Origin of the sequence: Paenibacillus salivarius (genome assembly GCF_051307165.1) — a bacterium.
In the GTDB taxonomy this organism is placed as follows: Bacteria; Bacillota; Bacilli; order Paenibacillales; family Paenibacillaceae; genus Fontibacillus.
In genome coordinates this window covers 652167-676614 of the sequence record NZ_CP195592.1, presented here as the reverse complement: position 1 = coordinate 676614, position 24448 = coordinate 652167, and the positions used below count along the sequence as shown (strand labels likewise).

The window sequence follows — 24448 nt, the reverse complement described above, 5'->3', positions numbered from 1 at the left end:
CCTCGTCAACTCGCTCCCGGTTCCATTCCGGCCCCGGTCATATCGCAGCCGTTGCCGGAAAAAGCTCCTTCCCGGTACTCGCTCGGCGTTTTGCCCGTATGTTTTTTGAACAGCCGGCTGAAATACTTTACGTCCTCGTATCCTACCATCAGAGCGACTTCACTGACCTTCGCCGGAGTAACGGTCAGTAGCTGCATCGCCTTCCGCATCCGGAACCCGGTCACGAAATCGCCGAACGTGCTGCCCGTCTCTTTCTTGAACAGCTCGCTCAAATGGCCGGGGTGAAGATGCACATGTCCGGCAACCTGCTGTAGGCTAAGCTCCTGGGCCGGGCAAGATTCGATGAACGCTTTTGCGCGTTCCACGTGGGATTGCCTTCCCTCACCTAACCGGCTGTGGTACATAGTCATCGTATCGTGGAGATGACGGAACAGCTCCTCCCTCAATCCGGCCGCCTCATTCTCGTCCGCATTCCACGGCTCAATCCAGTATCCATCCTCCCGGCCGATGACGCGCAGCGTCCGGGCCAGCCAGCGGTGGGCGGCGAGAACGGCCGAATGTATACAGGCCATGTACGATTCCACCGTGCACTCCGGGTCGCAGATCAGCTCGTCGATCAAGCGTCCCGTCCATGCCCGTAAGCCTACGGCATCCCGGTCCAATAGCAGCGAGCCGAGCAGCGTTTCCTCGTCCTGGGTCAGCACCGTCCTGCCCCCCCTCCGCCCCGCAATCCCGCTATAATCCAATATTCGGGCCGGGACCAAGGCATGGTAACGAAACGCCGCCATCGCGGTGGAATAGCCGTGATGAAGCCGTTCGGGAGAGGTCGCCGGTTCCCCGGCACTCATGCGCAGCCTGCATTTCAGTTGGCGCTCCACCCAGTCCGCCGCACTGCCGAGCCTCCCGAGCCGCCGTTCCCGGTCACGTTCCAACCGAAATACGCAAATCAGGCGCTCCCGCTGTACCAGAAACGATGCCCCCGGCAAAAGATCCTCCAGCATATTTTGCACGGCAAACAGCAGCAGGGACGGCGTGGAACCGGAATCCCCCCATCCGTCAGCGCCCGCTACGACAACCTGCCATACTTCATCGCCGGCTCTCCCGGATCCCTTTCCGGCAAGCAAAAACGGAGGGACCTCCGATCCGTCCGCAACATCTCCTTCAATGATCCATTGAAGAAACTGTCTACGTTCCCCTTCCTTCCAAAGCCGTTCGGCCCGGGATTCTTCTTCCCAGCGCTCCAGCAGCCTGCATTTTGCCTGCATGACCGCCTTCATGATTTCCTCCGGCTTGCTCGTCTTCAGCAAGTAATCGCCGACGCCTTGGCGGAGCGCCTGTTGGGCGTAGACAAAATCACCGTAGCCCGACAGAATGATGACCTCAAGGCCCGGCAGCATGGCGCAGGCTTCCTCGGCGAGCTGCAGACCCGTTTTTCCTTTCATACGGATGTCGGTCAACAGGATTTGCGGCTTCTCGACGGGAAGCCGTTCCAAAGCCTCCTCCGCGGAAGCCGCCGGGGTCAACAGCATAATCCCGAGCTCCTTCCAGGAGATGACGCTGGCCAGCCCCGTACGAATAATCGGTTCGTCGTCCACGATCAAGAGCTTCATGATGCCGATTCCTCCCTAAGCGGAATTGAAAAGGAGATTCGCGTTCCCGCCCCTTCCCTGCTGTCCACTTCCAACCGGGAATCGGGGCCGTAATGGAGAAGCAACCGTTCATTGACATTTCGAAGACCGTATCCGCTGCCTGCGGATGCCAAAACCTCCTTCTCTTGCACCGCCGGCTCCTGCTGTTCCTCCAGCAGCGTACGGACTTCCTCGAGCCTCCCCGGACCCATTCCGGCTCCGTCATCCAGCACGGTGACCGTCATGCGCTCCTGCTGCGGCTGCAGAAGGAGCGTGATCGTGCCGGGGCTTCCTTTCTTCTGGATGCCGTGGATCAAGGCATTCTCGACGAGCGGCTGCAGCAGCAGCTTAAGCATCATTTTGTCCAGCAGGCCCGGGTCCACGATATAATCGACCGAAAACTCCTCGGGAAAACGAATCGACTGGACACGGACATAGTTGCGGATATGATCCAGTTCCTGCCTCACCGGACAATATTCCTTGCCCCGGTTCAGGCTGATCCGCAAAAAATCGCTCAGTCCCTCGACCATATCCGCAATCCGTTTTTCACCGGACATGAGGGCGATCCAGTGGATCGAGGACAGCGTATTGTACAAAAAGTGCGGGTTCATCTGCGCCTGCAAAGCCCGCAGATCCGCTTCCTTTTTGCGGGCCTCGCCGCGGATCACCTCCCGCTTAAGCCTTTCGATATGCGCGCCCAGCAGGTTATAGCTTTGCCCGAGCCTGCCGATCTCGTCTTCCCGGCCGACGGGAAAACGCGGCAGCGGGCGATCGGGATCGATGCGGGACAAATGGCGGGTCAGCACGCCGAGCGGACGGGTGATCCGGCGGACCGTGAACCAGACGAGCGCCGCGCTCAGCAGCGCCGCCACGCCGACCGCCGCGGCGGTGAGAGCCAGAATGTACCGGTTTTCGGCCCGGTACTGCTCGTAAGGGACCGTGCCGACCAGCAGCCAGTTCGTCATCGGTTCCCGGCGGTAAAGCACGGTCACCTTCTCTTCCCCTTTTCCGTAGATAGCGCTTCCGAAATTTTTGTCCGGAACGAGCGGCAGGAGCCCCGGAGAGAATTGTTCCAACGGGAGGCCGAGCCGGGTTTTGTCCGGGGAGGACAGAATCAGCCCCTGCGAACCGATCAACTGTACCGTACCCGTATTCTGCCCGAAATCGGGATGCCTCCAGTTCCGGGACAACTCCTCCTCGTCCAGGCTGATCGCCAGCCAGCCCAAATGCTGAAAATTGTACACGCTGCGGATCGGGCGGACGAGCGTGATCACGTTCTGCTCGCCGTCATAATTCCGGACCCGGTAGACGCCGGACCAGGTTTTTCCGCCTCCGGCCGCCATTTCCGCCGGGTCGGGAATACCTTCGTCCGCCCAGGCCGCGGTGGATAGCGCGGGGCCGAACCTATCCGGATATATGGCGATGTTGGCGATATAGGACTTCGAAGCGGCCAAGTTCGTCATTCTTCCGACGATGGCGGCCCGAGCGGTCTCGTTGTCCTCTTTTCCCGTCAAATAGGCCTGAATATCCCGCTCCCCGATCAGAAACACGGATAACGTTTCCGCATCACCGAGCATAAACCGGAGGTTCGCTTCGATCTGCTCCAGCATATCGCTTCCGGTCAGCTTGGTTTTCTCTTCCGTGACTTTGGAGGAGATCAAAAACGCAAACAGCCCGAGCGCCAGCAGCGGCACGATCACCGATCCCGCAATGACGACCGACAGCTTCCGCTGCAGCGAAGAAGCCAGCCATTTCCGCAAAGTGAAGTCCTCCCCTCTGTCCGAGAATCCTGCCCCGCCGCCAACCGCTCTATCCTTTGACCGCCCCCGCCGTCATCCCTTTCATCATCTGTTCCTGAAACAGAAGATACAGCACGATCGTCGGAACGACGGACATCGTCATCGCCGCCAGCGTCAAACCGTAATCCGTCTGATACCCGTCGGCGAAATTGGCGATGGCCAGGGGCAGCGTTTTTAATTCCGTTCTACTAATGAATACAAGGGCAAACGAAAAGTCGTTCCAGGCATGCAAAAAACTCAAAATCGTCACCGTCGATAGCGCCGGCAAGGAAATCGGGAGCATAATACGGAAAAACAGCCCCCATAAACCGGTTCCGTCGATAAAGGACGCCTCCTCGAGTTCGCGAGGAACGCCCGTCAGGTAAGCGGTAAGCACGAAGATCGCCGTGGGAAGCGCAAATGCCGTGTAAGGCAGCACCAGCGCCCAGTACGTGTTCAGCAGCGACATCTGCTTCATTAAAATGAACAGCGGAACCAGCGTGCTGTGGATCGGAATGAGCATGCCGATGACAAAAAACACCGATACCCACCCTTTCCAGCGGAACTGAAACCTGGCCAATATAAATGAGCAGAGCGCCGACAGGAACAACGTCAGCACCAGCGATCCGACCGAAACGATCAGCGAATTGCCGAACGCGGTTCCCATCCTGGAGCTGTCCCAGGCGCGGATGAAATTATCTCCCTGCCACACCTCGGGCAGCCCGAACGGCCGGTTATAAAAGTCCGTATTTGTCTTAAACGCGCTGATGAGCAGCCATAAGAACGGATATAACGTTAAAATACCATAGATTCCAAGGAGCGTCCAAAAGATGGATTTCACGGCTTTGCGGAGCCCCGCGGGGGGGCCGCTGCGGATCGGGCGCCGGATCGTTACTGTTTGAGTATTCATTTGCGGATGTCCCTCCTCTTCGGACTTTTTAGGACTGCTTGCTCTTGTTCCGGTTTGCCAACCATTGGCTCGTTCCGATCAGGATCAGGCTGATCAGCATGATCGTCGTTGATATGGCGCTGCCGAAGCCGTAGCGGTACGTGGTGAATGTGGAGTTGTACATGTACGTCGCCAACAATTCCGTCGCATGGGCCGGCCCGCCCTTTGTCATGATATACACCAGATCGAACGACTTCAGACTGCCGGAAATGCAGAGTATGACCGCGACCTGAACCGTATTTTTAATGATCGGCAGGGTAATGGAGACGAGCTTCCGCGCCCCGGATACCCCGTCGATTTTCGCCGCGTCGTGGATCTCGCCGGGAATGTTCTGCAGGGCCGACATGAAAATGATGAGATACAGCCCGACATAGCTCCAGATCAACGGCGGAAGCAGCGAGTAGATCGCGATATTCCGGTCGGACAGCCATTCCAGCTTCCAGCTTTGCAGACCGAGCGAATCGAGTAGAAAGTTAAGAATCCCGATTTGCGGATGGTAAAAATATTGCCAGATCATCCCGATCACGACCGTGGAAAGCACCATGGGCAGAAATACGGCCGAGCGCAAAAAGCGCTGGAGCCAATTGCTTTTGTGAAGCAGCACCGCCAGCGCGAGAGCCAGCGGAATTTGGCCGAACACGGAGGCCAGTACGAAGATGACGTTGTTTTTGAGCGACCGCCAAAACACGGGATCGCGCAAAATTTCCGCATAATTGTCCAAACCGATAAACCGGGCCTCCCCGATGCCGGACCAATTGAAAAAACCGTAATATGCCGACCATAGCACGGGCACGAAAACGAACAGCGTGTATAAAAGGACGGCGGGCGCCAGGCCCGTCAGGATGAAGCGCCTGCTGCGCAGTGCATTCATGGGGTCTCACCCTTTCTGGATAAAATGAAACCCCTCCCCAAAGGGAAGGGGCTCTAAATTCAATTCGCGACGGCAGCCGCCTGGGAGTCCTGGATTTTTTTCGCGATGTCCTCCGGCTTGCCTCCGGTCAGCAGTTCCTGAAGCCCGTTGTTGACCACTTCCACGGTTGCCGAGCCGAGCTTGGAGTCGTAGACCGGGGTGATTTTGACATGCTGCATCAACTCGTATAGCTCCACGAACAGCGGGTGCGCCTTGCTTTTGTCCAGATCGAGCTTGTAGCTGACGAGCGTGCTGCTGTTCAGGGTCGCCTGCTGCCCGTCCGGCCCGGCCATTTCGTAAAACAGCTTCATCGCCGCTTCCTTCTTGGCGCCCGTCAGCTTTTTGCTGACGCCGAGCCCGGTGCCCACGACGCCCGCCGTCGTTTCCGGATCGCCCTTGCCGCCTTCGATTACCGGAAGGATCGTAATGTGGGTATTGTCCAACACCTCCGGCGGAGCGTTATTCACAAGATTGGCCAGCGCCCAGCCACCGTTGATGACCATCGCCGCTTTGCCCTGGAAGTACAATTGCATCATCTGCGTCTCGTCGATGCTGTTGAAGCCGTCCTGGAACGCGCCCTTTTCGCCGAGTTCCTGGAGCGTAGCGAGTGCCTCGACGAACTCGGGATCGGTGAACTTCGCCCCATCCTGGTCTACCGCCTTCAGGAACCAGTCCGTCCCCGTAATGCGGTCCGCAAGCGTGCTGAAAATCGTGGACTGCGCCACCCAGTTCGTCTTGTTGCCGAGCACGATCGGGATGACGCCCTTGTCGTTAAACGTCTGAATCGCGGTCTCCAGCTCCGCCCAGGTCTCCGGCACTTTGACATTGTGCTCCTTGAACAGGGCGTCATTGTAGTAAATGAACGAGCTCGGCGCCAAATTCATCGGCACGGAGTAGATCTTTCCGTCGACCGTGTAACCGTCCAGCGCGTTCGGAATGAAATTGTTTTTCCAATCCGGATTCGCGTTCAGCTCCTCATCGATCGGCTGAAGCAAATCCCCTTTGACGAATTCCTTCGTCATCGCGTCAGGCCACATCACGAACAAATCCGGCATCTCGTTCGCCGCGGCCACCGTCCGCAACCGGGTGCGCAGCCCGTCCGTCGGCAACCCTTCGTCGATCACTTCGATGTCCGGGTTCTCCGTGCGGAAATCCTCGATGATTTTCCGCATCGCCACCGCCTTCGCGTCCTGCCCCGTCCAATTGTGCCAGATCGTAATGCTGACCTTTTCCCCTTTATTGCCGTTTCCACCGGATGCTTCGTTCCCGCCGCCGCAGCCCGCCAGCAGCAGAGCCACCATCGCGGCCATCATCAAAAGCGATAATCCTTTTTTCATCTTCCGGCATCTCCCTCCCGCGTGATTAATCTCATTGTAAAATAACCCCTGGGCTGCGATAAGGGGACGATCGGCGGGTCTGGGGGTGAAAAATATCGGCTCCGTGCCTATAAACGAGACATACGCGACACATAGACCCGTCCATTCCGGTCACGGCTCTGCTGGCTGCTAAACCTTCGGACTTCTTTACCTTGCGCCGTAACTCCCTGCTGACCGGGAACTTTCTCCTTGCGGAGTAACTCCCTGCTGACCGGGAACTTTCTCCTTGCGGAGTAACTCCCTGCTGACCGCTAACCTTCTACTTGCGCAGTAACTCCCTGCTGACATGTACCCTCCTCCTTGCGCTGTAACTCCCTGCTGCCGGTAACTTTCTCCTTGCGAAGTAACTACCTGCTGACCGCTAACCTTCTACTTGTGCTGTAACTCCCTGCTGGCCGGTAACCTTCTACTTGTGCTGTAACTCCCTGCTGGCCGGTAACCTTCTACTTGCGTAGTAACTCCCTGCTGGCCGGTAACTTTCTACTTGCGTAGTAACTCCCTGCTGGCCGGTAACCTTCTACTGTGCCATGACGGCACTGCTGCCCCTGCCCCAGCCCTTGAGAAATAACGCCCTTTTTGGGTCTTATTTCGGTGAAAACTCCCCTTGTCCGCAAAATAAGGGTAATTTTGGGCCTTATTTGGCATTCCTTGAGCCCCATATGCCCTTTTTGCCCACTCTCAGCCCAAATAAGGCCTTAAAAGGGTCTTATTTTTTCTGCCGCCAGCGATTTCCGCGAAATAGCGGACAATAAAGTCCTTATTTTCCGGGAAGGCCATCCCGCCGGACCAGGAGTGCATAAAAAAGCCGCTCACTCGCTTCTTTATGAAGCGGTGAAGCGGCTCGCCTCCCGAGACCGATCCGCCTTCTCCTTTCGACACCTACCCCAGCGCTCGCAAAATAACGCCCTTTTTAGGTCTTATTTCGGTGAAAACTCCCCTTGTCCGCAAAATAAGGGTAATTTTGGGCCTTATTTGGCACTCCTTGGGCCCAAAATGCCCTTTTTGCTCATTTCCAGCCCAAATAAAGCCTTAAAAGGGTCTTATTTTTTCTGCCGCCAGCGATTTCCGCGAAATAGCGGACAATAAAGTCCTTATTTTCCGGGAAGAATCCCCCGCCGGACCAGGAGTACATAAAAAAAGCCGCTCTAGCGCTTCTTTATGAAGCGATGGAGCGACTTCCCGGTGTGTATCCGGACAGGCAGGACAAGACAGGGCCGTACCGGGGCCGGTTTTCCCGGGGACCTTACCCGGTTAAGGCATGGAACATTCGCTGAAAATGATACTTCGAGGCCAGCTTTGGCGATATCCCGTTTAGCAGTCCCGCTATCTCCTCAATTCCCCGTGAATTCCACATCCCGACCACCACCAGCTTTCTTTATACCGATTTTAACGGATACCAGAAACGTTATTTGGTTCAAAACAGACACATTCTCAATGTAACGATCACAATGAACTCTTATTGAACCGAAAACTAGCGAGTCACCGGTTAAAACGGTAAATAAGAGTACACACAACCGTTAAAAAGTGAAAAAGACGAAATGTGTTCAATTAGCGTTCCTTACAACCGTTAGAGCGTCGCCCACCGTCAATCCGACCGACCGACCAATCGATCGACCACGTGATCATTCCTCCATTGAAGCGGAACGTACCAGCCCCTAAGTGTCCATCCGAATATAATCCCACGTCTCGCCCTCGTCGCCGAGCATCCAGAACAGCCCCCGCCGCCGTTCCATAACAACGCTCTCATTCAAGCCGGCCGGGGCCGCCTGCCCGTTGATCCGTGCGTTGACGCAGGCCCAATGCAGACGGTAAATTTTGTCCGCTTCCTCCAACAATTCATCCGGGCGCCGCATCGCCGTTTTGCCCAAAAACTCCTCGAACGTCTCGCAGCTTGCCACCGTGTTAATGGCAAAATCGCAATCGCAAGTCTCATCGGGAAAATCAAGCGACTCCAGCAGCCCGAGCCCCCACAACAGAGCCCAATACGCTTCATACTGCCAGATCAAATTCACCGCGTCCTGATGCCCAGGCTCCGCTTGCTCCAGCAGATCCCGTTCCTTTTCCGTCAACTCGTCCGTCACGCCGAATCGCTCCAGCATGTTCATTACAAATTCCTTCGATTCCGGCAAATCTTCTCCTTGTGCCGCATCGCAAGCGTATTGGATCACGATCAGCAAAGCGACCGCACGCCGGGCGATTTCCTCCCGCGTCCTTACGGCCATCTCCGCCACGGGAGGCAGCTCGGGCAAGGTTTCAAGAAACGGGACGCCTTTGTCCCGCAAGAAGGCCTGCGTTCGTTCTTTACGCGCCCGCCCTTCATCCGTGGATCGTTCCTCGCCGTGGATCTTTCGCGTGCAGGCCCGGGGCCTGAAATCGGCCGGTCCGGATTTTCCATCGCCATCCACGATCACCTGTCCGTCGTAATCCAGCAATGTACCGTCAGGCAAAAAAACGATGCCGTCCACCTTGCCCGCCAGTTCAACAAAAAGCTTGTGATAATCCGGACCGTAATCTTTTTCGGTTTCGATCGCCAGCATCGTGTTGATCACGGAAACCTGAGTCAGCACCCGATACTGCAAGTCTTCATCGGCAAAAGGGATTTGTTGATAGAATCCCATCATCCCCGGAATGTTGCTTTCAAAATAATCCGGGTCCGTATCCTCGGAAACCACGCGGATCGTAATGTTGTTTTTGCTGAACCAGCCTTTCGGCTGCGCAACCATTTCCACCGGCGTTCCGCTCACCTTAAACTTTTCCCCGAACACCTCCCGGACCGATCCGTCAATGCCTTCAATATCGTTACGCGATACAAAAATCGTAAAATAAGCCAAACCGTCTCCTCCTTGATCCCTGGTAAATAAATTCATCACATCAATCATTTACGCGCTAAAATAAAGAACCGGTGCTCCTTGCCAAGGATAAAACCGTCGCATTCCAATTGTTCCTGCAGCATGCAAAGTTTCCCGAAGCACCGGTCCACCGAAAACCCAGGAAACTCCCACTCGATAATTTTGGCAAAATACACAAGCGCGCCGATATCGTAAAATTTCAGCATCGGAAAGCATTCTTGCCGCTCCAGCACCTCGAATCCCACCTGTTCCAGCTGCTCCGACACCCGGCCCGCATGAAATTCCGCGTCTTCGGCCGCCGCATCTTCACCCAGCAAAAAACGCGACAATTCCCGGTTGTTCATACCTCCCACCTGCTGGGTAATAAACGCGCCGCCCGGCTTCAAGATCCGGTAAACCTCCCCGGCGGAAAAGGCTTCATGCCGGTTGATCACCAGATCGAACATGCCGTCATCGAAAGGCAAAGCCTCGTCGCTTTCCGCCCGTCTCACCTTGATGCCGTAAGGCGGCAGCTTGGCCGCACATAATTCATAGTTGGGAACGTAGTTCTCGGTCGCAAAGGTTTTGCCTGGAGCAGGCTCCAGCGAAAGCAGGAACTCCCCGCCCCCGGTCCCCATGTCGAGCATCACGGTGTTCTCATTCTTATATGCCAATACAACCGCCTTATAATCCCAAGGCAGTTCCTCTTCCGACATGCGGCCGTTTAGCCGGGAGAAATCCCAACCCTGAAATCCCCGGTCTTCTTCCTCTTCCCAAACTTCTCTAAATTTCATATATTCCGATTTCATAGACGCGTACCCCTCTCCTTTTTTCATAGGGCAAAAAAAGATAGAGCGGTGCAACCTTCGATAACCGTTTCACTTCCGCCCGGTACATTCGGTTATCAGCGCAATGAAGGCTGCACCGGGCACATACCGCAACGAATCACCAAACAGCCCATAAATTAATTTCCCCTTTCTAACCGCGCGTCTTCAAACAACGCCTCGATCTTCTCTTTCAGCTCTTCATTGTGTAAGTAATAATGTCCGCCGGTGCTGCTCGGAGTAAAAGAAAGCTTGGCTGCCTCATCCTCATGTTCGAATAACGAGACCGCGTACAAATATCCCGTCCGGTCCTCCTGGTTCGGATCGGGAACGAACTCCATCTCCCGGACTTCCCGGAGCCAGGCCGCGATTTTTGCGGCATCGGTGATCCTTACGAGCTGGCCCGTCGAACCGCTGCGAATTTCGATCCGGGCAACGTTTTCGAGTTCTCCCGGGTAGAGCTCGGCCAGCTTTTTTGTCGTCAATGCAGGCTCCGGATCGCTGCCGCCGCATCCGCCGAGCAGGATTCCCAGCGGAAGAAGCAGAAGGGCAACGCCCATGATCGCGACCATCACAATCAGCCGATTCCGCCCCGACAAGCTTTCCTTAAAAAACCGCACGCTCATCCCTCCCCTACTCCAGCAATTCCCGCAGCAGCTTCTCGCGGTTGTTGACGAATTGTTTCATAATGATAAAGTGATCCGTTTCCTCGAGTTCCACCGTCCGGATCCCCTCCGGCGTAAGCTGATAAATCAAACTGTCGGGGTAAGCCATCAAAATCGGGGAATGCGTCGAGATAATAAACTGGGACCGCTTGCCCACCAGCTCGTGAATCCGCGACAGCATCGCCATTTGCCGGAACGGGGACAACGCCGCCTCCGGCTCGTCCAGTATATACAATCCCTGTCCGCTGAACCGGTTCATGAACGCCGCAAAGAACGACTCTCCATGCGACATCATATGCAGGGATTTGCCGCCGTAGGATTCGATGATCGGCGGACCGAAACTCATTTCCCGGTCCAGCGCGTCGATCTCCGTCGCCAAATTATAGTAGCTCTCCGCCCTGAAGAAAAAGCCGTCCCTCGGCTTCCGCGTTCCCCGGACCGGCCGGAGATACCGGTACAGCTCGGAATGCGTGGCTGCCGTGGAGAATGTAAAGTTCAGCGTCCCGCCTTCCGGATTAAAGCCGAGCGCCACCGCCACCGCTTCCAGCAGCGTCGATTTGCCCATGCCGTTTTCGCCGACGATGTAAGTCACTTTGGGATGAAAATCCAGCTTCTCCATCGCGGCAATCGCCGGAAGTTCGAACGGGTAACGCGAAAACGAAGGCACTTCGTCCCGGAGCAGGGTCATGCTACGCAAATATGATTGTACATCGTAAATCCCCATCACGGCTGCCCTCCTTGAATCATGTCCTCCTGTTCTTCTTCCAAGCGGCCTTGATACAACTCGCTGTAAAATCCTCCCTGCCGCATCAGCTCTTCATGGTTGCCCTGCTCGATCAGCCGTCCTTCCTTGAGCACCAGGATTTTATCGGCCTGCCGGATCGTCCCGAGCCGGTGGGCGATGACAAAGCTGGTCCGTCCTTGCATCAGCCGCTGCAACCCGTCCTGGATCTTGATTTCCGTGACCGTGTCGATGCTGCTGGTCGCTTCATCCAGCACCAGCATGGACGGATCCGCCAAAATCGCCCGCGCGATCGCAAGCAGCTGCTTTTGCCCTTGGCTAATGCCTTCGCCGCCGACGCCGAGCTCTTTATCGTACCCGTCCACAAGGCGGGTGATGAAAGAATGGGCATTCGCCAGCTTCGCCGCTTCCTCCACCTCGGCATCGGTCGCGCCAAGGCGTCCGAAGCGAATGTTCTCCCGGATCGTTCCCTGGAACAAGAACGAATCCTGAAGCACGAAAGCCATGTGGCTGCGGAGACTGTCACGGGTTATCCCCGTAATGTCCCGGCCATCCAAGGTGATCGTCCCCTTGTCCGGATCGTAAAAACGCGAAAGCAGCTGGATCAACGTCGTTTTTCCCGCACCCGTCGGACCGACCAGCGCGATCATTTCACCCGGCTCGGCCTTAAAGCTGATATCCGTCAGCGTGTCGCCGGCATTTTCTTCTTTTTCATACGAAAAAGAAACGTGCTTGAATTCCACCGCCCCTTCCACTTTCCCCAAAGAGACGGCCTCCCGCTCGTCCCGGGACTCCTCATCTTCGTCCATCACCTCGAACACCCGCTCCGCTCCGGCCATCGCCGACAGCAGCGTGTTCCATTGGTTGGCGAGATCGTTCAAAGGGCGGGTGAACTGTCTGGCATACTCGACAAAGACGATAATCACCCCGACCGTGACCTTGCCGTGGATCGCCAGCACGCCGCCGATCCCGGCGACGAGAGCAAAGCTCAGGTTGTTCAGCGCGTTCATCAGCTTCGGGATAAAGCCGGAAATCGTCTGCGCCCAGAACCCCGACTGACGGATCGCCCGGTTGCGTTCGCGAAATTCGCGAATGACCCGTTCTTCCTGGGAAAAAGCTTTAATGATCCGCTGTCCGGACAGCGTCTCTTCGACATATCCGTTCAAGCTCCCGAGATCGCGCTGCCGCTGTTTGTACAGCGGGCCGGTACGCCTGGTGATCCAACGCATCCCGAGAGCCATTAAAGGCACGACGAGAAAGGTCAGCAGCGTAAGCAGCGGGCTGAGCAAGAGCATCACCGTGATCGTTCCGATCAGCGTCAGCACGCTCGAAAAAATCTGGATCGCGGAGCTGTTCAGCGTCGAACTGACATTCTCGATGTCGTTCGTCACCCGGCTCATGATTTCGCCCTGCTGTCTCCGTCCGTAAAAGGGGATCGGCAAACGATGCAGCTTCGCAAACAGATCCGACCGCATCCGGTACACCGTCTCTTGGGCGATTTGGATCATCCATATATTTTGCAGCCATCCGGCGAGCGAGGAGCCGGCGTAGACGAGAGCGAGACCGAGCAGGAAAAGCACCCAAGGGCGTCCTCCGCTTCCCTCCAGGTAATGGTCGACGGCCACGCCAAGGAGATACGGACCCAGCAGCCCCAAACCTGAGCTGATCACGACCATCAGGAGCACAAGGGACAGCTTGCCCTTCCGCTCCGCAAGATACCGCCAAATCCGGCCTAATGTACCGGACCAGTCCTTTGCTTTCGCTTTTTGCTTCCGCCCGCCCTGCTTGATGACAGACTCGGGGTACGAATGCCGGAACGGCTCAACGAATGCCTTAAACATGCGGTTTGTCCCCCTCTCTCTGTTGGGATTCGGCAATGCGGAGATAGAGCGGCGAATTCTTCAACAAATTCTCGTGCTTTCCGCACGCGATCAGCCTGCCGTCATCGAGAAGCAGGACAAGATCGGCGGAAGCCGTGGCGCTCATTTTTTGCGTAATCAAAAATGTCGTGCAGGACAGATTGTCCAGCTCCTGAAGCAATGCGGCTTCGGTCCGCGTGTCGAGCGCGCTGGTGCTGTCGTCCAAAATGAGGACGGAAGGCTTGCGGACAAGCGCCCGCGCAATGGAAAGCCGCTGCTTTTGCCCGCCGGACAGATTCACGCCCCGCTGTCCGAGCATCGTGTCGTAGCCATGAGGCAGCGACTCGATCGTCGCATGGATCTGCGCCTGTCGCGCAGCCTCCATGATCTCCGCGAGTGAAGCGTCTTCTCGTCCCCAGGCAATGTTGTCCCGGACCGTGCCCGAGAACAGGATGACCTCCTGCGGCACGTAACCGATGGAATGCAGCAGCCGTTCCCGGTCCATTTCCCGGATATCTTTCCCGTCGATCAGGATCGCCCCTTCCGTCGGCTCCTGGAGACGGAGAATCAGTTGGACCAGCGAAGACTTTCCCGATCCCGTAGCTCCCATGATCGCCACGCGCTGCCCTGCCTGAACGGTAAAGGACACGTTCTCCAGCACCTTCAAATCGCTGCCGGGATACCGGAATCCGACGCCGGCAAATTCCACTTGCCCCTGGATGCCGGACTCGCCCGGTTTGTCCGTATTCGGCGTTTCCGAAGCCTCATCCCCGGTCGCCAAAACCTCCCCCACCCGCTGCGAAGACGCGGACGCCCGGGAATAAGAGGTCATAATCCAGGATAGCGCCGACAATGCGCCGATCGTCCGCAGCGAGTAATTCGCCACGGCCACCGCTTCCCCGACCGTAGCCTGTCCCGCGGCGATATCCGCCCGCCCGAGCCAAAGGACGGCCAATATTCCCGCGTTCATAATAAAGAGCGCGATCGGCATCGTCGTTTCCGCAAGCCGCAGGGCCGACACCGTGCCGTTCATCAGCTCCGTGCTCCGCGCCCGGAACCGCCCGGCCTCGTGGTCCCTCCGAACGAATACGCGGATCAGCCGCATGCCGGTCAAGTTCTCCTGGATGACTGCGTTCAGATTGTCGAGCTTCTGCTGTACTTTACGAAACAAAACGGACGTTTTTTTGATCATCCTCATGACAAAAAGCAGAATCAACGGAACGAGAATCGTCAATATCAACCCCAGCTTCACGCTGACTATGAGAGCCATCAGCATGCTGCCGAGCAGGACGAGCGGAACCCGCGTGGCAAAACGAAGACTCATAAAAACCATATCCTGCAATTGGGTGACATCCCCGGTCAAACGCGTGATTAAAGAGGATCCGGCAAACCGGCTGAACACGGGATACGACAGTCTTTCCACTTTCTCGTATAACCTGTCGCGCAAATCATATCCGAATCCCTGGCTCGCATGAGAGGCGAAAAAAGAACTCGATATCCCCGCTGCAAACGCTGCCAAAGCACTCGCCAACAGTACCCCGCCCCACATCCAGACCACCGTCAGGTTCTGCCTCGCGATTCCGTTGTCGATGATTTTCGAGATCAACAGCGGCTGAACCAGCTCCACCGCGAGCTCGATCAACATCATGGAGAACGCCGAAACGGCGGCAACCCGGTATTTCTTTAGAAAAGAGAAAATAAAAGTCATGTTCATCCCTCCTGCTTGCGACACATCGTTGCGGGTACCTTTCATCCCGATCGAAAAACACTATTTTACAATTATAGAACAGTTTCAAACGGATTGGTAAGTCTTTCCGAAGATCACGGAACTTGAGCGGCGTCAAGGCGACGGGCGAAAAGATTCCCTATACTCGGTTCATAAAGCCAACTATTTATTTTAACGGAGGTACCTTCCATGAAAAAACTCGTTTTTGCCCTTGAGCCCTTGTCTTGTCCGTCTTGCGTCCAAAAGATCGAAACCGCGCTGAATCGCCAGCCGGGCGTCACGGAAGCGAAAGTGCTATTTCATTCCAGCAAGATTCGGATTCAATTCGACCAAAGCATCGTACAGCCTGACCTGTTAAGGCAAGTCGTGACCCGGCTGGGCTATCCCGTCATCGCGCAAAAAGTTTCCTAAGAAGGAGGGGTTACTCGTGAATGCCCGGCAATCCTCTTACGCAACCTTAATCTCCGGCCTTTGGCTGCTGGCCGCCGCCGCTTTGCATCTCGCAGGCTGGATTCCCTGGCGGCAGGCCGCCCTGCTTTTCGCCACGCTAACTGCCGGAATCCCTATCGCAATCCGAGCCTATCAAGCTCTTCGCGGAAAGGCGTTCAGCATTGAACTGCTCGTGTCCATCGCGGTCGTCGGGGCTTTGTACCTTGGCGAGTATGTAGAGTCGGCGGCGGTGACTTTTTTATTCCTGTTTGGAGGCTATTTGGAGTCGCGGACGCTGGAAAAGACCCGGTCATCGCTGAAGGCGCTGCTTGACATGGCCCCGGACGAAGCGAACGTGGTGCGCGACGGCAAGCCGATTCGCGTACCTGCCGAAACGGTGGAAGTCGGCGACCGCCTTTTGATCCGTTCCGGGGAAAAGGTCGCCGTGGACGGCCGCATTGTCTCCGGCTCGGCGGCCATGGACGAATCCGCCGTCACTGGAGAAGCCGTTCCCGTAAACAAGTCGGTTCACGATTCCGTATTTAGCGGTACAATCGTAGATAACGGATATATTGAAGTGGTTGCCGAAAAAGTAGGCGGGGACACCTCATTCGCCCGCATGATCGAACTGGTGGAAGAAGCGCAGGAAGCCAAGTCGAAGACGCAGCAATTTATGGACCGTTTTGCCAGAGTTTACACGCCTGCAGCGGTGCTGCTTTCGATCCTTGTCCTCGCCGTGACCGGCAAGCCGGAAACGGCGATCACCTTTCTTGTGATTGCCTGCCCCGGAGCGCTTGTCATCGGGGCCCCGGTTTCCGTCGTCTCCGGCATCGGAAACGGCGCAAGACACGGCGTGTTGATCAAAGGCGGCGAAGTGATGGAAAGGTTATCCCGCATCGATACGGTTGTCTTCGACAAAACCGGAACCCTGACAACGGGAAAACCGGAGGTCACAAGCATCCATGCTTTTTGCCGGGATGAAAATGAATTGCTATCCCTAGCCGCCGGAGCCGAAGCCGTCTCAGAGCATCATTTGGGACGGGCCATCATGAACGAAGCCGAAAAAAGAAACCTTGCATATGACGGTGCAAGACCGGAATGGGCCGAAATCATCAAGGGAAGCGGAATCCGGGTTACGAAGGGCGGAAATACGTTGGCGGTCGGAAACCGCAAGCTGATGAACGCCGAAGGGATCGATATCGGCAGGGAAGCGGAAGCCCTTGCCGAAAACCTGGAACAGCAAGGCAACACCGTCGTCTATATGGCCATCGGCGGTCAACTGGAAGGTTTGCTCGCCATCGCCGACCGGCTACGGCCGGAAGCGGAACAGGCGGTGCGCGACCTTCGTCAAGCGGGCATCCGAAAAATCCTGATGCTCACCGGAGATAACCGCCACGCCGCCGGGATCATCGGCAGCAAGCTAGAGTTGGACGAGGTGCATGCGGGCGTCATGCCCGAGGGAAAGTCGGCCTTGATCAAGGCGCTGAAAGACGCCGGAAAGCGAGTAGCGATGGCCGGGGACGGTATTAACGACGCTCCCGCGATCGCAACGGCGGACATCGGTCTGGCTATGGGAGAAGGCGGCACCGACATTGCCATGGAGACGGCCGACGTCGTGTTGATGGCCGATCGGTTAAACCAGTTTTCGTACGCTTACTCGCTCTCCAAGGCCACCGTCCGGAATATGCGGCAAAATATGTTTATTGCGATCGCTACAGTCGCCGTACTTCTGCTCGGCGTGCTGACCGGAAAAGTATATCTGGCCTCCGGCATGTTCATTCATGAACTGAGCGTCCTTCTTGTCGTTTTGAACGCCGTAAGGTTGGGTCGGTACCAAAAGAACACCCGAAACAAAAAGAAAGGTGATGGATATGTCGGAAGAAACTCACAGCTGCGGTCACCACGGTACGAATAAATATTGCATTTCGATCGTGCCGCTCTTTAACCATTTGAGCGACCCAGAAATGGAGGAGATTGTGCGGACCGCACGTTCGGTTTCCTACCCTCGCGGCCAAATGATTTACCGTCCTGGAGAATTATCGGAAGGCCTTTATATCGTCCACAAGGGCAGCATGAAAATATTCCGGGAATCGAGCGGCGGAAAGGAACAGTTGGTCCGCATTCTCGGGCCGGGGGAGTTCAGCGGGGAGTTGGCCCTGTTTAACGAATCGGTCCATGATTCTTATGCCGAAGCGTTGGAGCCTCTCGAATTATGCGTCATGGGGCGCGACAACTTGCGGAAGTTTTTGCTCAAGTATCCGCAAATCGCCCTCAAAATGCTGTCCGAGTTTTCGAACCGGTTGGCCGCCAGCGAAACCCGTGCCGCGCGCATCGGGATGGAAACCGTGGAAACAAGGATCGCCATGTATCTCGCCGGCCTGGTCGAATCCCAGAAAAATTCCCGCGTCAAGCTGCCGATGAGCCGGAAGGACCTCGCCTCCCATCTCGCCACCACGCCGGAAACGATCAGCCGGAAACTCGGCGACTTCGAAGCCGGCGGCTGGATCCGCCAGCATGGACAGCGCGAGATCGAGATCGTGGATTTGGATGCGTTGCTGTTGGTATAGCCGCGTAACGAAAATCCCCGCCGGAACGAGGATCCGGCGGGGATGATCGGGATAAGTTCTATTTTTCCGTCAGCTTGAGCAAATGATTTTTGACGGACTCGATGCTGTCCATGCTTTCTTTATTATGGGACAGGAGCACCTGCAAATCGGACGACAGCTGATCCAGTGTGGCGGAGGACTGCTCGCTGATTGCGGCCAGCTTGCCGGCTTCCTCGTTGATCGATTCCGAAGAGCGGTTGATCTGCACGATGGACCGGTTATTTTCGACGGAAATCCGATTTAACGACTCGATGGCCTCCCGGATCGTTTCGAAGGTTCGTTTCGTTTTTAACGTAATTTCATTGTTTTCCTTGACCTGCGAGACGACTTGGGCCATGCTCGACTGCATCAATTGGGAAGTGCTCGAAAATTGGCTGAGCTGCTCCGAAATTTGCTGGGCCGAATGCGCGGACGATTCCGCCAGCTTCCGGATTTCCTGCGCCACGACCGAGAACCCCTGACCGTGCTCTCCCGCCCGTGCCGCCTCGATGCTTGCATTCAGGGACAACAAATTGGTCTGGTTCGCAATTTCGCGAATCGTCTCGCTGAAGGTCTCGGTTTCCCGTATATTTTGAATCAGCTGCAACGTCGTATCGGATACCGATTCCAAAAAATGCTGGAAACTATCCAGCGAATCCGCCAGAACCGCGATCTCGTTCTTTCCTTCATCCGCCAGCCGTTTGGTCGTATCCGCCTTCTCGACCAGCGTGCCGGTCGACTCCGAAACGTGCTTCGTCAAAGCTTGAAGCTCGGCCAAGGACTCGCTGATGGAAAGCACGGATTGGGATTGTTCGGATGCGCCTACGGCGATCTCCCGCAGGGACAAGTTCATGTTTTCCAGGGAAGCGTTTATGTGCGTCACGGCCTCCATATTATGGTTCAAATGAGACGTGGCGGTTTGTACGTTCGATATTAAAGTTTCCTTTTGCAGTTGTTGCTGATTCAGTAATTCTTCCACCTCTCCCCGGGTCCCGGCGATATCCTTTAACAGCAGGCGTGAAATATGTAAGAGTCCGAATAAAATGAAAGAAATGAAAACATACATCGTTACGGTCGAAATAACGGTGCTCTGCGGTATATCGTCAAATTGCCCGAAAACCAATGAATAGACCAGCATGAGCGAGCAAATGAGAAAAGAAATAACCAACAAATGCTGCTTCATGTATAACGTCGAAATCACGAGAACGATCAGCGCGGCAAGTACGGATAAACTGAAGTCGCCCGCCTCGTTGATCAAATTCAACTGAATGTTGCTGATTAAAAGCGTGCCGACCGACCAATAGGGTAAAATCCCGGTATACCTGTCCAAAAAGTAGAGCAATCCAAATCCGATCGTGCCGACGGCGGTAATGATCAGCGATACCAGGAGAGAACTCCGCTCCCCGGCCGGAGCGCTTGCCGTTCCGCCTATCAGCGAAAGGCAGTTTAGGGTCAACATGATCAGAACGACCCGGTTTCTTCTGGATACATCTTGTTGTCTTTTTTGTTTTTCGGAAAATGAGCGCTCCGACGAGCCGATTACGCTGGTGCCTGGAATATTCATGCCTATCTCTTCCCCTTGTTGTAGATAAAGTAAATTGCTTGCCATAATTCGACATTATTCCTTTGCTTCGGGCATTGTCAAGACATTTTAGATGAACATCCGCCCAAACCAAAAAGAGCGCCCCATTTCGGAACGCTCTCTTTCTATGCCCGTCTTTATTCCCCGGCGACAAACCGGTATACGCTATCCGCTTTTTCTTCCGTCAGCTCGCCGCTGTTGTCAAACACCAGAACGGACGATTCGGGAATATCCCACTGGATTTCCGGCACGAACTGGACGCGGTGCTTGAAGTCGTCCCAATGCTCCAGCTTCCAAGTGTCGCGCTCGGTTTGTCTGTCGATGATGCGTTCCTTTTGCGTCTCCATGTCCTTCAGCGTGACGACGATGACTTTGACGTCCACGTCCTGCTTGGTTTTGCCGGCAGCGGCCAGGACCTCCTCGATCCAAGCTTTATTCTTGAGTTCGGCCGTAAACGGGGAAATCATGAACACGTTTTGGCCCGCCGCCAAGTTTTCGATGCAAATATCCTTGGTCGTATCGTACTCGAGGTCCCGAAGATGCTCTTTATAGAATTGGGAATCCCGGTCGTTCACGTCCAGCCCGTTCATCTCCAAAATTTTCTCGACGAAACGGCCTCCGACCGTATCCCGGTCCAAAAATGCGGCCTGCACCCGTTGAGCCAGCTTTCTCGCCACCGTTGTTTTGCCTGTTCCGGCGACTCCCACAAAAAATACAAGCTTCTGCATATGCTAAAATATCCCCCTTTGGTAAGTGCTGCTGCAGAATGATCCGGTCCGAAATGTTACGAAGAGGCGATTCTCCGTCTCGTTTCCTCCGCCAATTCCTTCACATTGTCGGCAAGCCTGGATTCCAGTTCCTCGGCAATGTCGAAACCGCCCTGTTCCGTCCGCGCGACCTGCGAATCCACCGCATATACGCCGCCCAAAATATGACGCGCTCCAAGCGCGGACAATACCGGCTTGAGCGAGTAATCGATCGAAAGCAAATGCGCCAGGCTTCCTCCGATAAAGAGCGGGAGAATGATTTTTCCGGCTAGCCCTTTTTGCGGAATCAGGTCCAAAAACGTCTTGAGCACGCCCGTGTAGGACGCCTTGTAAACCGGACTCGCCACAATGACCGCATCCGCTCCGGCAACGAGCGCATTCGCCTTGACGATCGCCTCGCTCTCGAATTTCGTATGTATCAAGTCGTCCGGGGGAAGCTCCCCTACATTCACGTGCTGTACCTCAAAGCCTTCCTTGACGAGAAGCTCCTCCGCCAAAGAGACGACTGCGGTCAAACGGGAACCCGGAGTCGGCGTTCCGTTAATCACCGTTACTTTTGCCATTCAGGTCACCCTCCTCTTTATCTGCCAATTAATCCCGATTAAATCAGTAAACATTAAATTGATGCTATCAATATTTTTCGGAAAAGTCAATTGAAGCCGCGGGGCTTCCCGTACGAAATCCAAGGCTTTTCAAGGCTTTGCGGTACGCTTTTCTGGGCGTTCGCATACAATGGAACATACGAAAATTTGACAGGACTCTGTCCTCGGAAGGAGCCAGCCAATCAAAATGATCCCCGTCTATCCATATGTCGGCAAGGAAAAGGTCTGCAAGGAGCAGCCCATCGCTTTCCCGCCGCAGCATCAGCCGGTTCAGCCCGGACTTGAAAGCCTGATGCACCCCAGGCCCATTTCCGAAAACCCGGAGTATAGGGGCAGCGGAAAACTCAAAGGCAAAGTGGCGATCATTACCGGCGGTGACAGCGGAATCGGACGCGCCGCCGCGATCGCGTTTGCGAAGGAAGGGGCAGATCTCGTCATCCCCTACCTTTGGGAAACCTCGGACGCGCTCGATACGAAGCGGAGAATCGAAGAAATCGGGCAGCGATGCCTGCCGATTCAGATCGATCTCCGACTGAAAAGCAACTGCTGCCATGTCGTCCAAGAAACGATGCGATGCTTCGGACGGCTGGATGTGCTCGTGAACAACCACGCGGTCCAGTACCCTCAAAACAGCATCCTCGACATTAGCGAAGAGCAGCTTATTCAGACGTTCCAGACGAATATTTTTCCGTTCTTCTATATGGTGCAGGCGGCGCTGCCTCACCTGAAGCCCGGAAGCTCCATTATTAATACGGCTTCGATTACCGCTTACCAAGGACATAAAACCTTGATCGACTATTCCTCGACGAAAGGCGCGATCGTGTCGTTTACACGGTCGCTGTCGCTCTCCCTGATCGGCTGCGGCATCCGCGTCAACGCGGTGGCCCCCGGCTCCGTCTGGACCCCGCTGATCCCGTCCAGCTTTTCCGCCGAGGAAGTCGCCGTCTTCGGCACGGACGCTCCGATCGGTCGCGCTGGACAGCCGTTCGAGCTCGCCCCGGCCTACGTCTATCTCGCCAGCGACGACTCCTCTTTCGCCACGGGCGAGGTCCTGCACGTGAACGGCGGTGCGATGGTGACGACGTAAGGAAGATCCAATCGGCTTTCTATCAGCCCTGATTGGAAAAAATCCAACCAGGAACAAGACAATAAGCCGATTTCCCCCGCTTCATTGGAAAATTTCCAACGAAATGCCGCCTGATCGGGTTCAATTCCCCGAATCTCCGCTAAATCATTGGATTTTTTCCAATCGCCGGCCCTAAGAGCTGCTGCAACAGGTCATTTCGTTGGAAAAAATCCAACCGGAGGCGGGATGAAGGAATGTGCGGCATTCGGCCAAGCATGCCCCGGATCATACTCCCCCTGCGGCACAAGGAAAAGCGGGCAAAATGCCCAACACCCGTTGTTAAAGGGCTGACGCTTACAGGGCGTCGATTATATCGCCCGCAAGCAACGAGGCGGGATTGCCGCGGCGGGCGGCGGCCTGTTCCCCGGCCAGGCCGTGCAGGTACGCGCCGAAGGCGGCGGCTTGCACGCCGTCCAGGCCTTGGGCCAGGAGGCCGGCGATGATGCCCGTCAGCACATCGCCGGAGCCTCCCGTCGCCATGCCGGGATGACCGGTGACGTTCACGAACACGCGGCCGTCGGGGGCCGCGATCACGGTACGCGCGCCCTTCAGGACGAGCGTTACCCCATGCTCGGCGGCGAACCGGCGGGCGACGCCGATCCGGTCCCGCTGGACCTCGGCCGTACTGAGGCCGGTCAAGCGGGACATTTCGCCGGGATGCGGCGTCAGCACGGTCGCCGCATCCCGGCGCGGCCACGCCGCGAGGCCTCCGGCCGAGGCGAGGATGTTCAGGGCGTCCGCGTCGACGACCAGCGGCGTCGCGGTGCCCTCCCACAAGGCGCGCAGGAACGCCGCCTCGCCCGGGAAGCGGCCAAGCCCCGGGCCGACGGCAAGCACGTCGCGCGCCTCGAGCAGCCGCAGCACTTCGTTCGCTGCGGCTTCGTTCCAGGCGCCGGACCCGCCGTCGGCGGCCGGCGCCAGCATCAGCTCGGGCACGGCCCCGAGCAGCCGCGGCAGCAGCGCCTCCGGCAGCGCCCACGTGGCGAGGCCGCAGCCGGCGCGCAGCGCGGCCTTGGCCGCCAGCAGGCCGGCGCCGCTCATCGGCAGGCTGCCCGCGGCGAGCAGCACGTGCCCGTAAGTGCCCTTGTGGCCGTCCGCCAGCCGCGGCCGCTCCGCATCGACGCCGAGCTCGCCGGCCAGCGCCTCGCGCGTCAACACCGTGCCCGCCGCGCTCATCCCCAGCGGCAACCGGCGCGGGATGCCGATGTAGCGCACGACCACTTCCCCCGCCTGACCGGCCCCCGGATACTGCGTCAGCCCCGCCTTCAAAAAGGCGAGGCTGACCGTCACCCGGGCCCGGATGCAGGGGTCGTGAACGGCGCCGGTATCGGCATCCAGCCCACTCGGGATGTCTGCCGCCACGATCGGCAGACCGCTTTCGTTCGCTTCCCTGATCAGGGAAGCGTAAACCCCGCGCGGCGCCCCTTTCGTTCCGGTGCCGAGCAGCGCATCGACGAGACCGGTCACCGCCCGGTCTCGTCCCCCCGCCACGATCCCGGCTCCCGCCTCGGGATCGTACACCCGGCCCGGCAGCCCGAGCCGTTTCACGATCTCGTGCTGGGCCGCCGCCTCGCCGCGCAGCCGCTCCGGCGGCTCCGCATACAACAGGCTCACGGCGACGCCCGCGTCCGCCAGATGACGGGCGCATACCAGCCCGTCCCCGCCGTTGTTACCCTTGCCGACAAGGACAACCCAATACTCTCCGGAATCATCGGAGCCCGTTTCCGGATCGCTTACCGCCGCGAACCCCGGCACCTTGTCCGCTTCTTCATAAACATAGCAGCCTTCCGCCTGCCGGGGTTCATCATGCCTTTGCCTTTGCTTTTGCGCCCGCCCCCGTCGGGACCGACAAAGCCGCAGTACCTCCTCCGCGATGGCCCGTCCCGCATTTTCCATAAGCACCATCGCCGGGATGCCCAGCTCTTCAATCGTATACCGGTCCACTTCTCTCATTTGATCGGACATGAGAAATTTCATTGGTCCCTTCCCCCGTTTAACGAAACTGCATCTATTTCCTTCCGGCTACGGCGCACACTCAGGGGCGATCCGGCAAAATCCATCCGAACACACCC

At 56.7% G+C, this 24448-nt stretch carries 19 protein-coding genes; 4 read left to right on the top strand and 15 right to left on the bottom strand.

From position 1 onward, the window contains the following. Window positions 1-5: 5 nt before the first annotated feature. The 11 genes from ACSFXJ_RS03040 to ACSFXJ_RS02990 form a co-directional block, all read right to left on the bottom strand. Window positions 6-1610: a response regulator transcription factor gene (locus ACSFXJ_RS03040; protein ID WP_435923758.1), complete on the bottom strand. Its 1605-nt coding sequence runs from the start codon at window positions 1608-1610 to the stop codon at window positions 6-8. Beyond that, the gene (locus tag ACSFXJ_RS03035; protein ID WP_435923757.1) at window positions 1607-3388 is read right to left on the bottom strand and encodes a sensor histidine kinase; all 1782 of its coding nucleotides are present in this window, start codon (window positions 3386-3388) and stop codon (window positions 1607-1609) included. Before ACSFXJ_RS03035 ends, ACSFXJ_RS03040 begins: the two co-directional genes overlap by 4 nt. A gap of 49 nt (window positions 3389-3437) precedes the next feature. Next, window positions 3438-4316, bottom strand: coding sequence for a carbohydrate ABC transporter permease (locus ACSFXJ_RS03030; RefSeq protein WP_435923756.1), 879 nt, complete (start codon window positions 4314-4316; stop codon window positions 3438-3440). 28 nt (window positions 4317-4344) lie between these two features. Then, window positions 4345-5226: a carbohydrate ABC transporter permease gene (locus ACSFXJ_RS03025; protein ID WP_435923755.1), complete on the bottom strand. Its 882-nt coding sequence runs from the start codon at window positions 5224-5226 to the stop codon at window positions 4345-4347. A 59-nt stretch (window positions 5227-5285) separates the two neighbouring features. Beyond that, a complete protein-coding gene (locus ACSFXJ_RS03020; protein WP_435923754.1) occupies window positions 5286-6602 on the bottom strand; it encodes an extracellular solute-binding protein in 1317 nt (438 codons plus the stop codon). A 1694-nt stretch (window positions 6603-8296) separates the two neighbouring features. Continuing rightward, window positions 8297-9472 (bottom strand): DUF4272 domain-containing protein, encoded by a 1176-nt coding sequence (locus ACSFXJ_RS03015; protein ID WP_435923753.1) that lies wholly within the window; start codon window positions 9470-9472, stop codon window positions 8297-8299. Window positions 9473-9516: 44 nt separating this feature from the next. Then, window positions 9517-10278 carry a class I SAM-dependent methyltransferase gene (locus ACSFXJ_RS03010; RefSeq protein ID WP_435923752.1) on the bottom strand — a complete coding sequence of 254 codons (762 nt, stop codon included), beginning with the start codon at window positions 10276-10278 and terminating at the stop codon, window positions 9517-9519. Window positions 10279-10433: 155 nt separating this feature from the next. Next, window positions 10434-10913 (bottom strand): hypothetical protein, encoded by a 480-nt coding sequence (locus ACSFXJ_RS03005; RefSeq protein ID WP_435923750.1) that lies wholly within the window; start codon window positions 10911-10913, stop codon window positions 10434-10436. A gap of 13 nt (window positions 10914-10926) precedes the next feature. After that, window positions 10927-11682, bottom strand: a complete 756-nt coding sequence (locus ACSFXJ_RS03000; RefSeq protein ID WP_435923749.1) for an AAA family ATPase — start codon at window positions 11680-11682, stop codon at window positions 10927-10929. Then, on the bottom strand, window positions 11682-13541 hold the full coding sequence (locus tag ACSFXJ_RS02995; RefSeq protein ID WP_435923748.1) for an ABC transporter ATP-binding protein: 1860 nt from the start codon (window positions 13539-13541) through the stop codon (window positions 11682-11684). The genes ACSFXJ_RS03000 and ACSFXJ_RS02995 overlap by 1 nt, the downstream gene beginning before the upstream one ends. Next, complete coding sequence (locus ACSFXJ_RS02990; RefSeq protein WP_435923747.1) at window positions 13534-15267, bottom strand: ABC transporter ATP-binding protein; 1734 nt, start codon at window positions 15265-15267, stop codon at window positions 13534-13536. The genes ACSFXJ_RS02995 and ACSFXJ_RS02990 overlap by 8 nt, the downstream gene beginning before the upstream one ends. Window positions 15268-15474: 207 nt before the next feature. Between ACSFXJ_RS02990 and ACSFXJ_RS02985 the strand changes: the two genes are divergently transcribed. The 3 genes from ACSFXJ_RS02985 to ACSFXJ_RS02975 are packed head-to-tail and all read left to right on the top strand — an operon-like array spanning window position 15475 to window position 18281. After that, a complete protein-coding gene (locus ACSFXJ_RS02985; protein ID WP_435923746.1) occupies window positions 15475-15696 on the top strand; it encodes a heavy-metal-associated domain-containing protein in 222 nt (73 codons plus the stop codon). Window positions 15697-15712: 16 nt separating this feature from the next. Further along, window positions 15713-17629: a heavy metal translocating P-type ATPase gene (locus tag ACSFXJ_RS02980; RefSeq protein WP_435923745.1), complete on the top strand. Its 1917-nt coding sequence runs from the start codon at window positions 15713-15715 to the stop codon at window positions 17627-17629. Beyond that, window positions 17586-18281, top strand: a complete 696-nt coding sequence (locus ACSFXJ_RS02975) for a Crp/Fnr family transcriptional regulator (RefSeq protein WP_435923744.1) — start codon at window positions 17586-17588, stop codon at window positions 18279-18281. Before ACSFXJ_RS02980 ends, ACSFXJ_RS02975 begins: the two co-directional genes overlap by 44 nt. Window positions 18282-18339: 58 nt before the next feature. On the opposite strand, the gene ACSFXJ_RS02970 is transcribed toward ACSFXJ_RS02975, so the two are convergent. From ACSFXJ_RS02970 to ssuE, 3 genes are all read right to left on the bottom strand, one after another. After that, a complete protein-coding gene (locus ACSFXJ_RS02970; RefSeq protein WP_435923743.1) occupies window positions 18340-19863 on the bottom strand; it encodes a methyl-accepting chemotaxis protein in 1524 nt (507 codons plus the stop codon). A 155-nt stretch (window positions 19864-20018) separates the two neighbouring features. Then, the gene (locus tag ACSFXJ_RS02965) at window positions 20019-20609 is read right to left on the bottom strand and encodes an AAA family ATPase (protein WP_435923742.1); all 591 of its coding nucleotides are present in this window, start codon (window positions 20607-20609) and stop codon (window positions 20019-20021) included. Between the two features lie 56 nt (window positions 20610-20665). Next, the gene (gene ssuE, locus ACSFXJ_RS02960) at window positions 20666-21211 is read right to left on the bottom strand and encodes an NADPH-dependent FMN reductase (protein ID WP_435923741.1); all 546 of its coding nucleotides are present in this window, start codon (window positions 21209-21211) and stop codon (window positions 20666-20668) included. A 226-nt stretch (window positions 21212-21437) separates the two neighbouring features. Here ssuE and ACSFXJ_RS02955 point away from each other — a divergent pair, with 226 nt between their 5' ends. Next, complete coding sequence (locus ACSFXJ_RS02955) at window positions 21438-22337, top strand: SDR family oxidoreductase (protein WP_435923740.1); 900 nt, start codon at window positions 21438-21440, stop codon at window positions 22335-22337. A 333-nt stretch (window positions 22338-22670) separates the two neighbouring features. On the opposite strand, the gene ACSFXJ_RS02950 is transcribed toward ACSFXJ_RS02955, so the two are convergent. Beyond that, complete coding sequence (locus ACSFXJ_RS02950; RefSeq protein WP_435923739.1) at window positions 22671-24353, bottom strand: NAD(P)H-hydrate dehydratase; 1683 nt, start codon at window positions 24351-24353, stop codon at window positions 22671-22673. Window positions 24354-24448 lie beyond the last annotated feature (95 nt).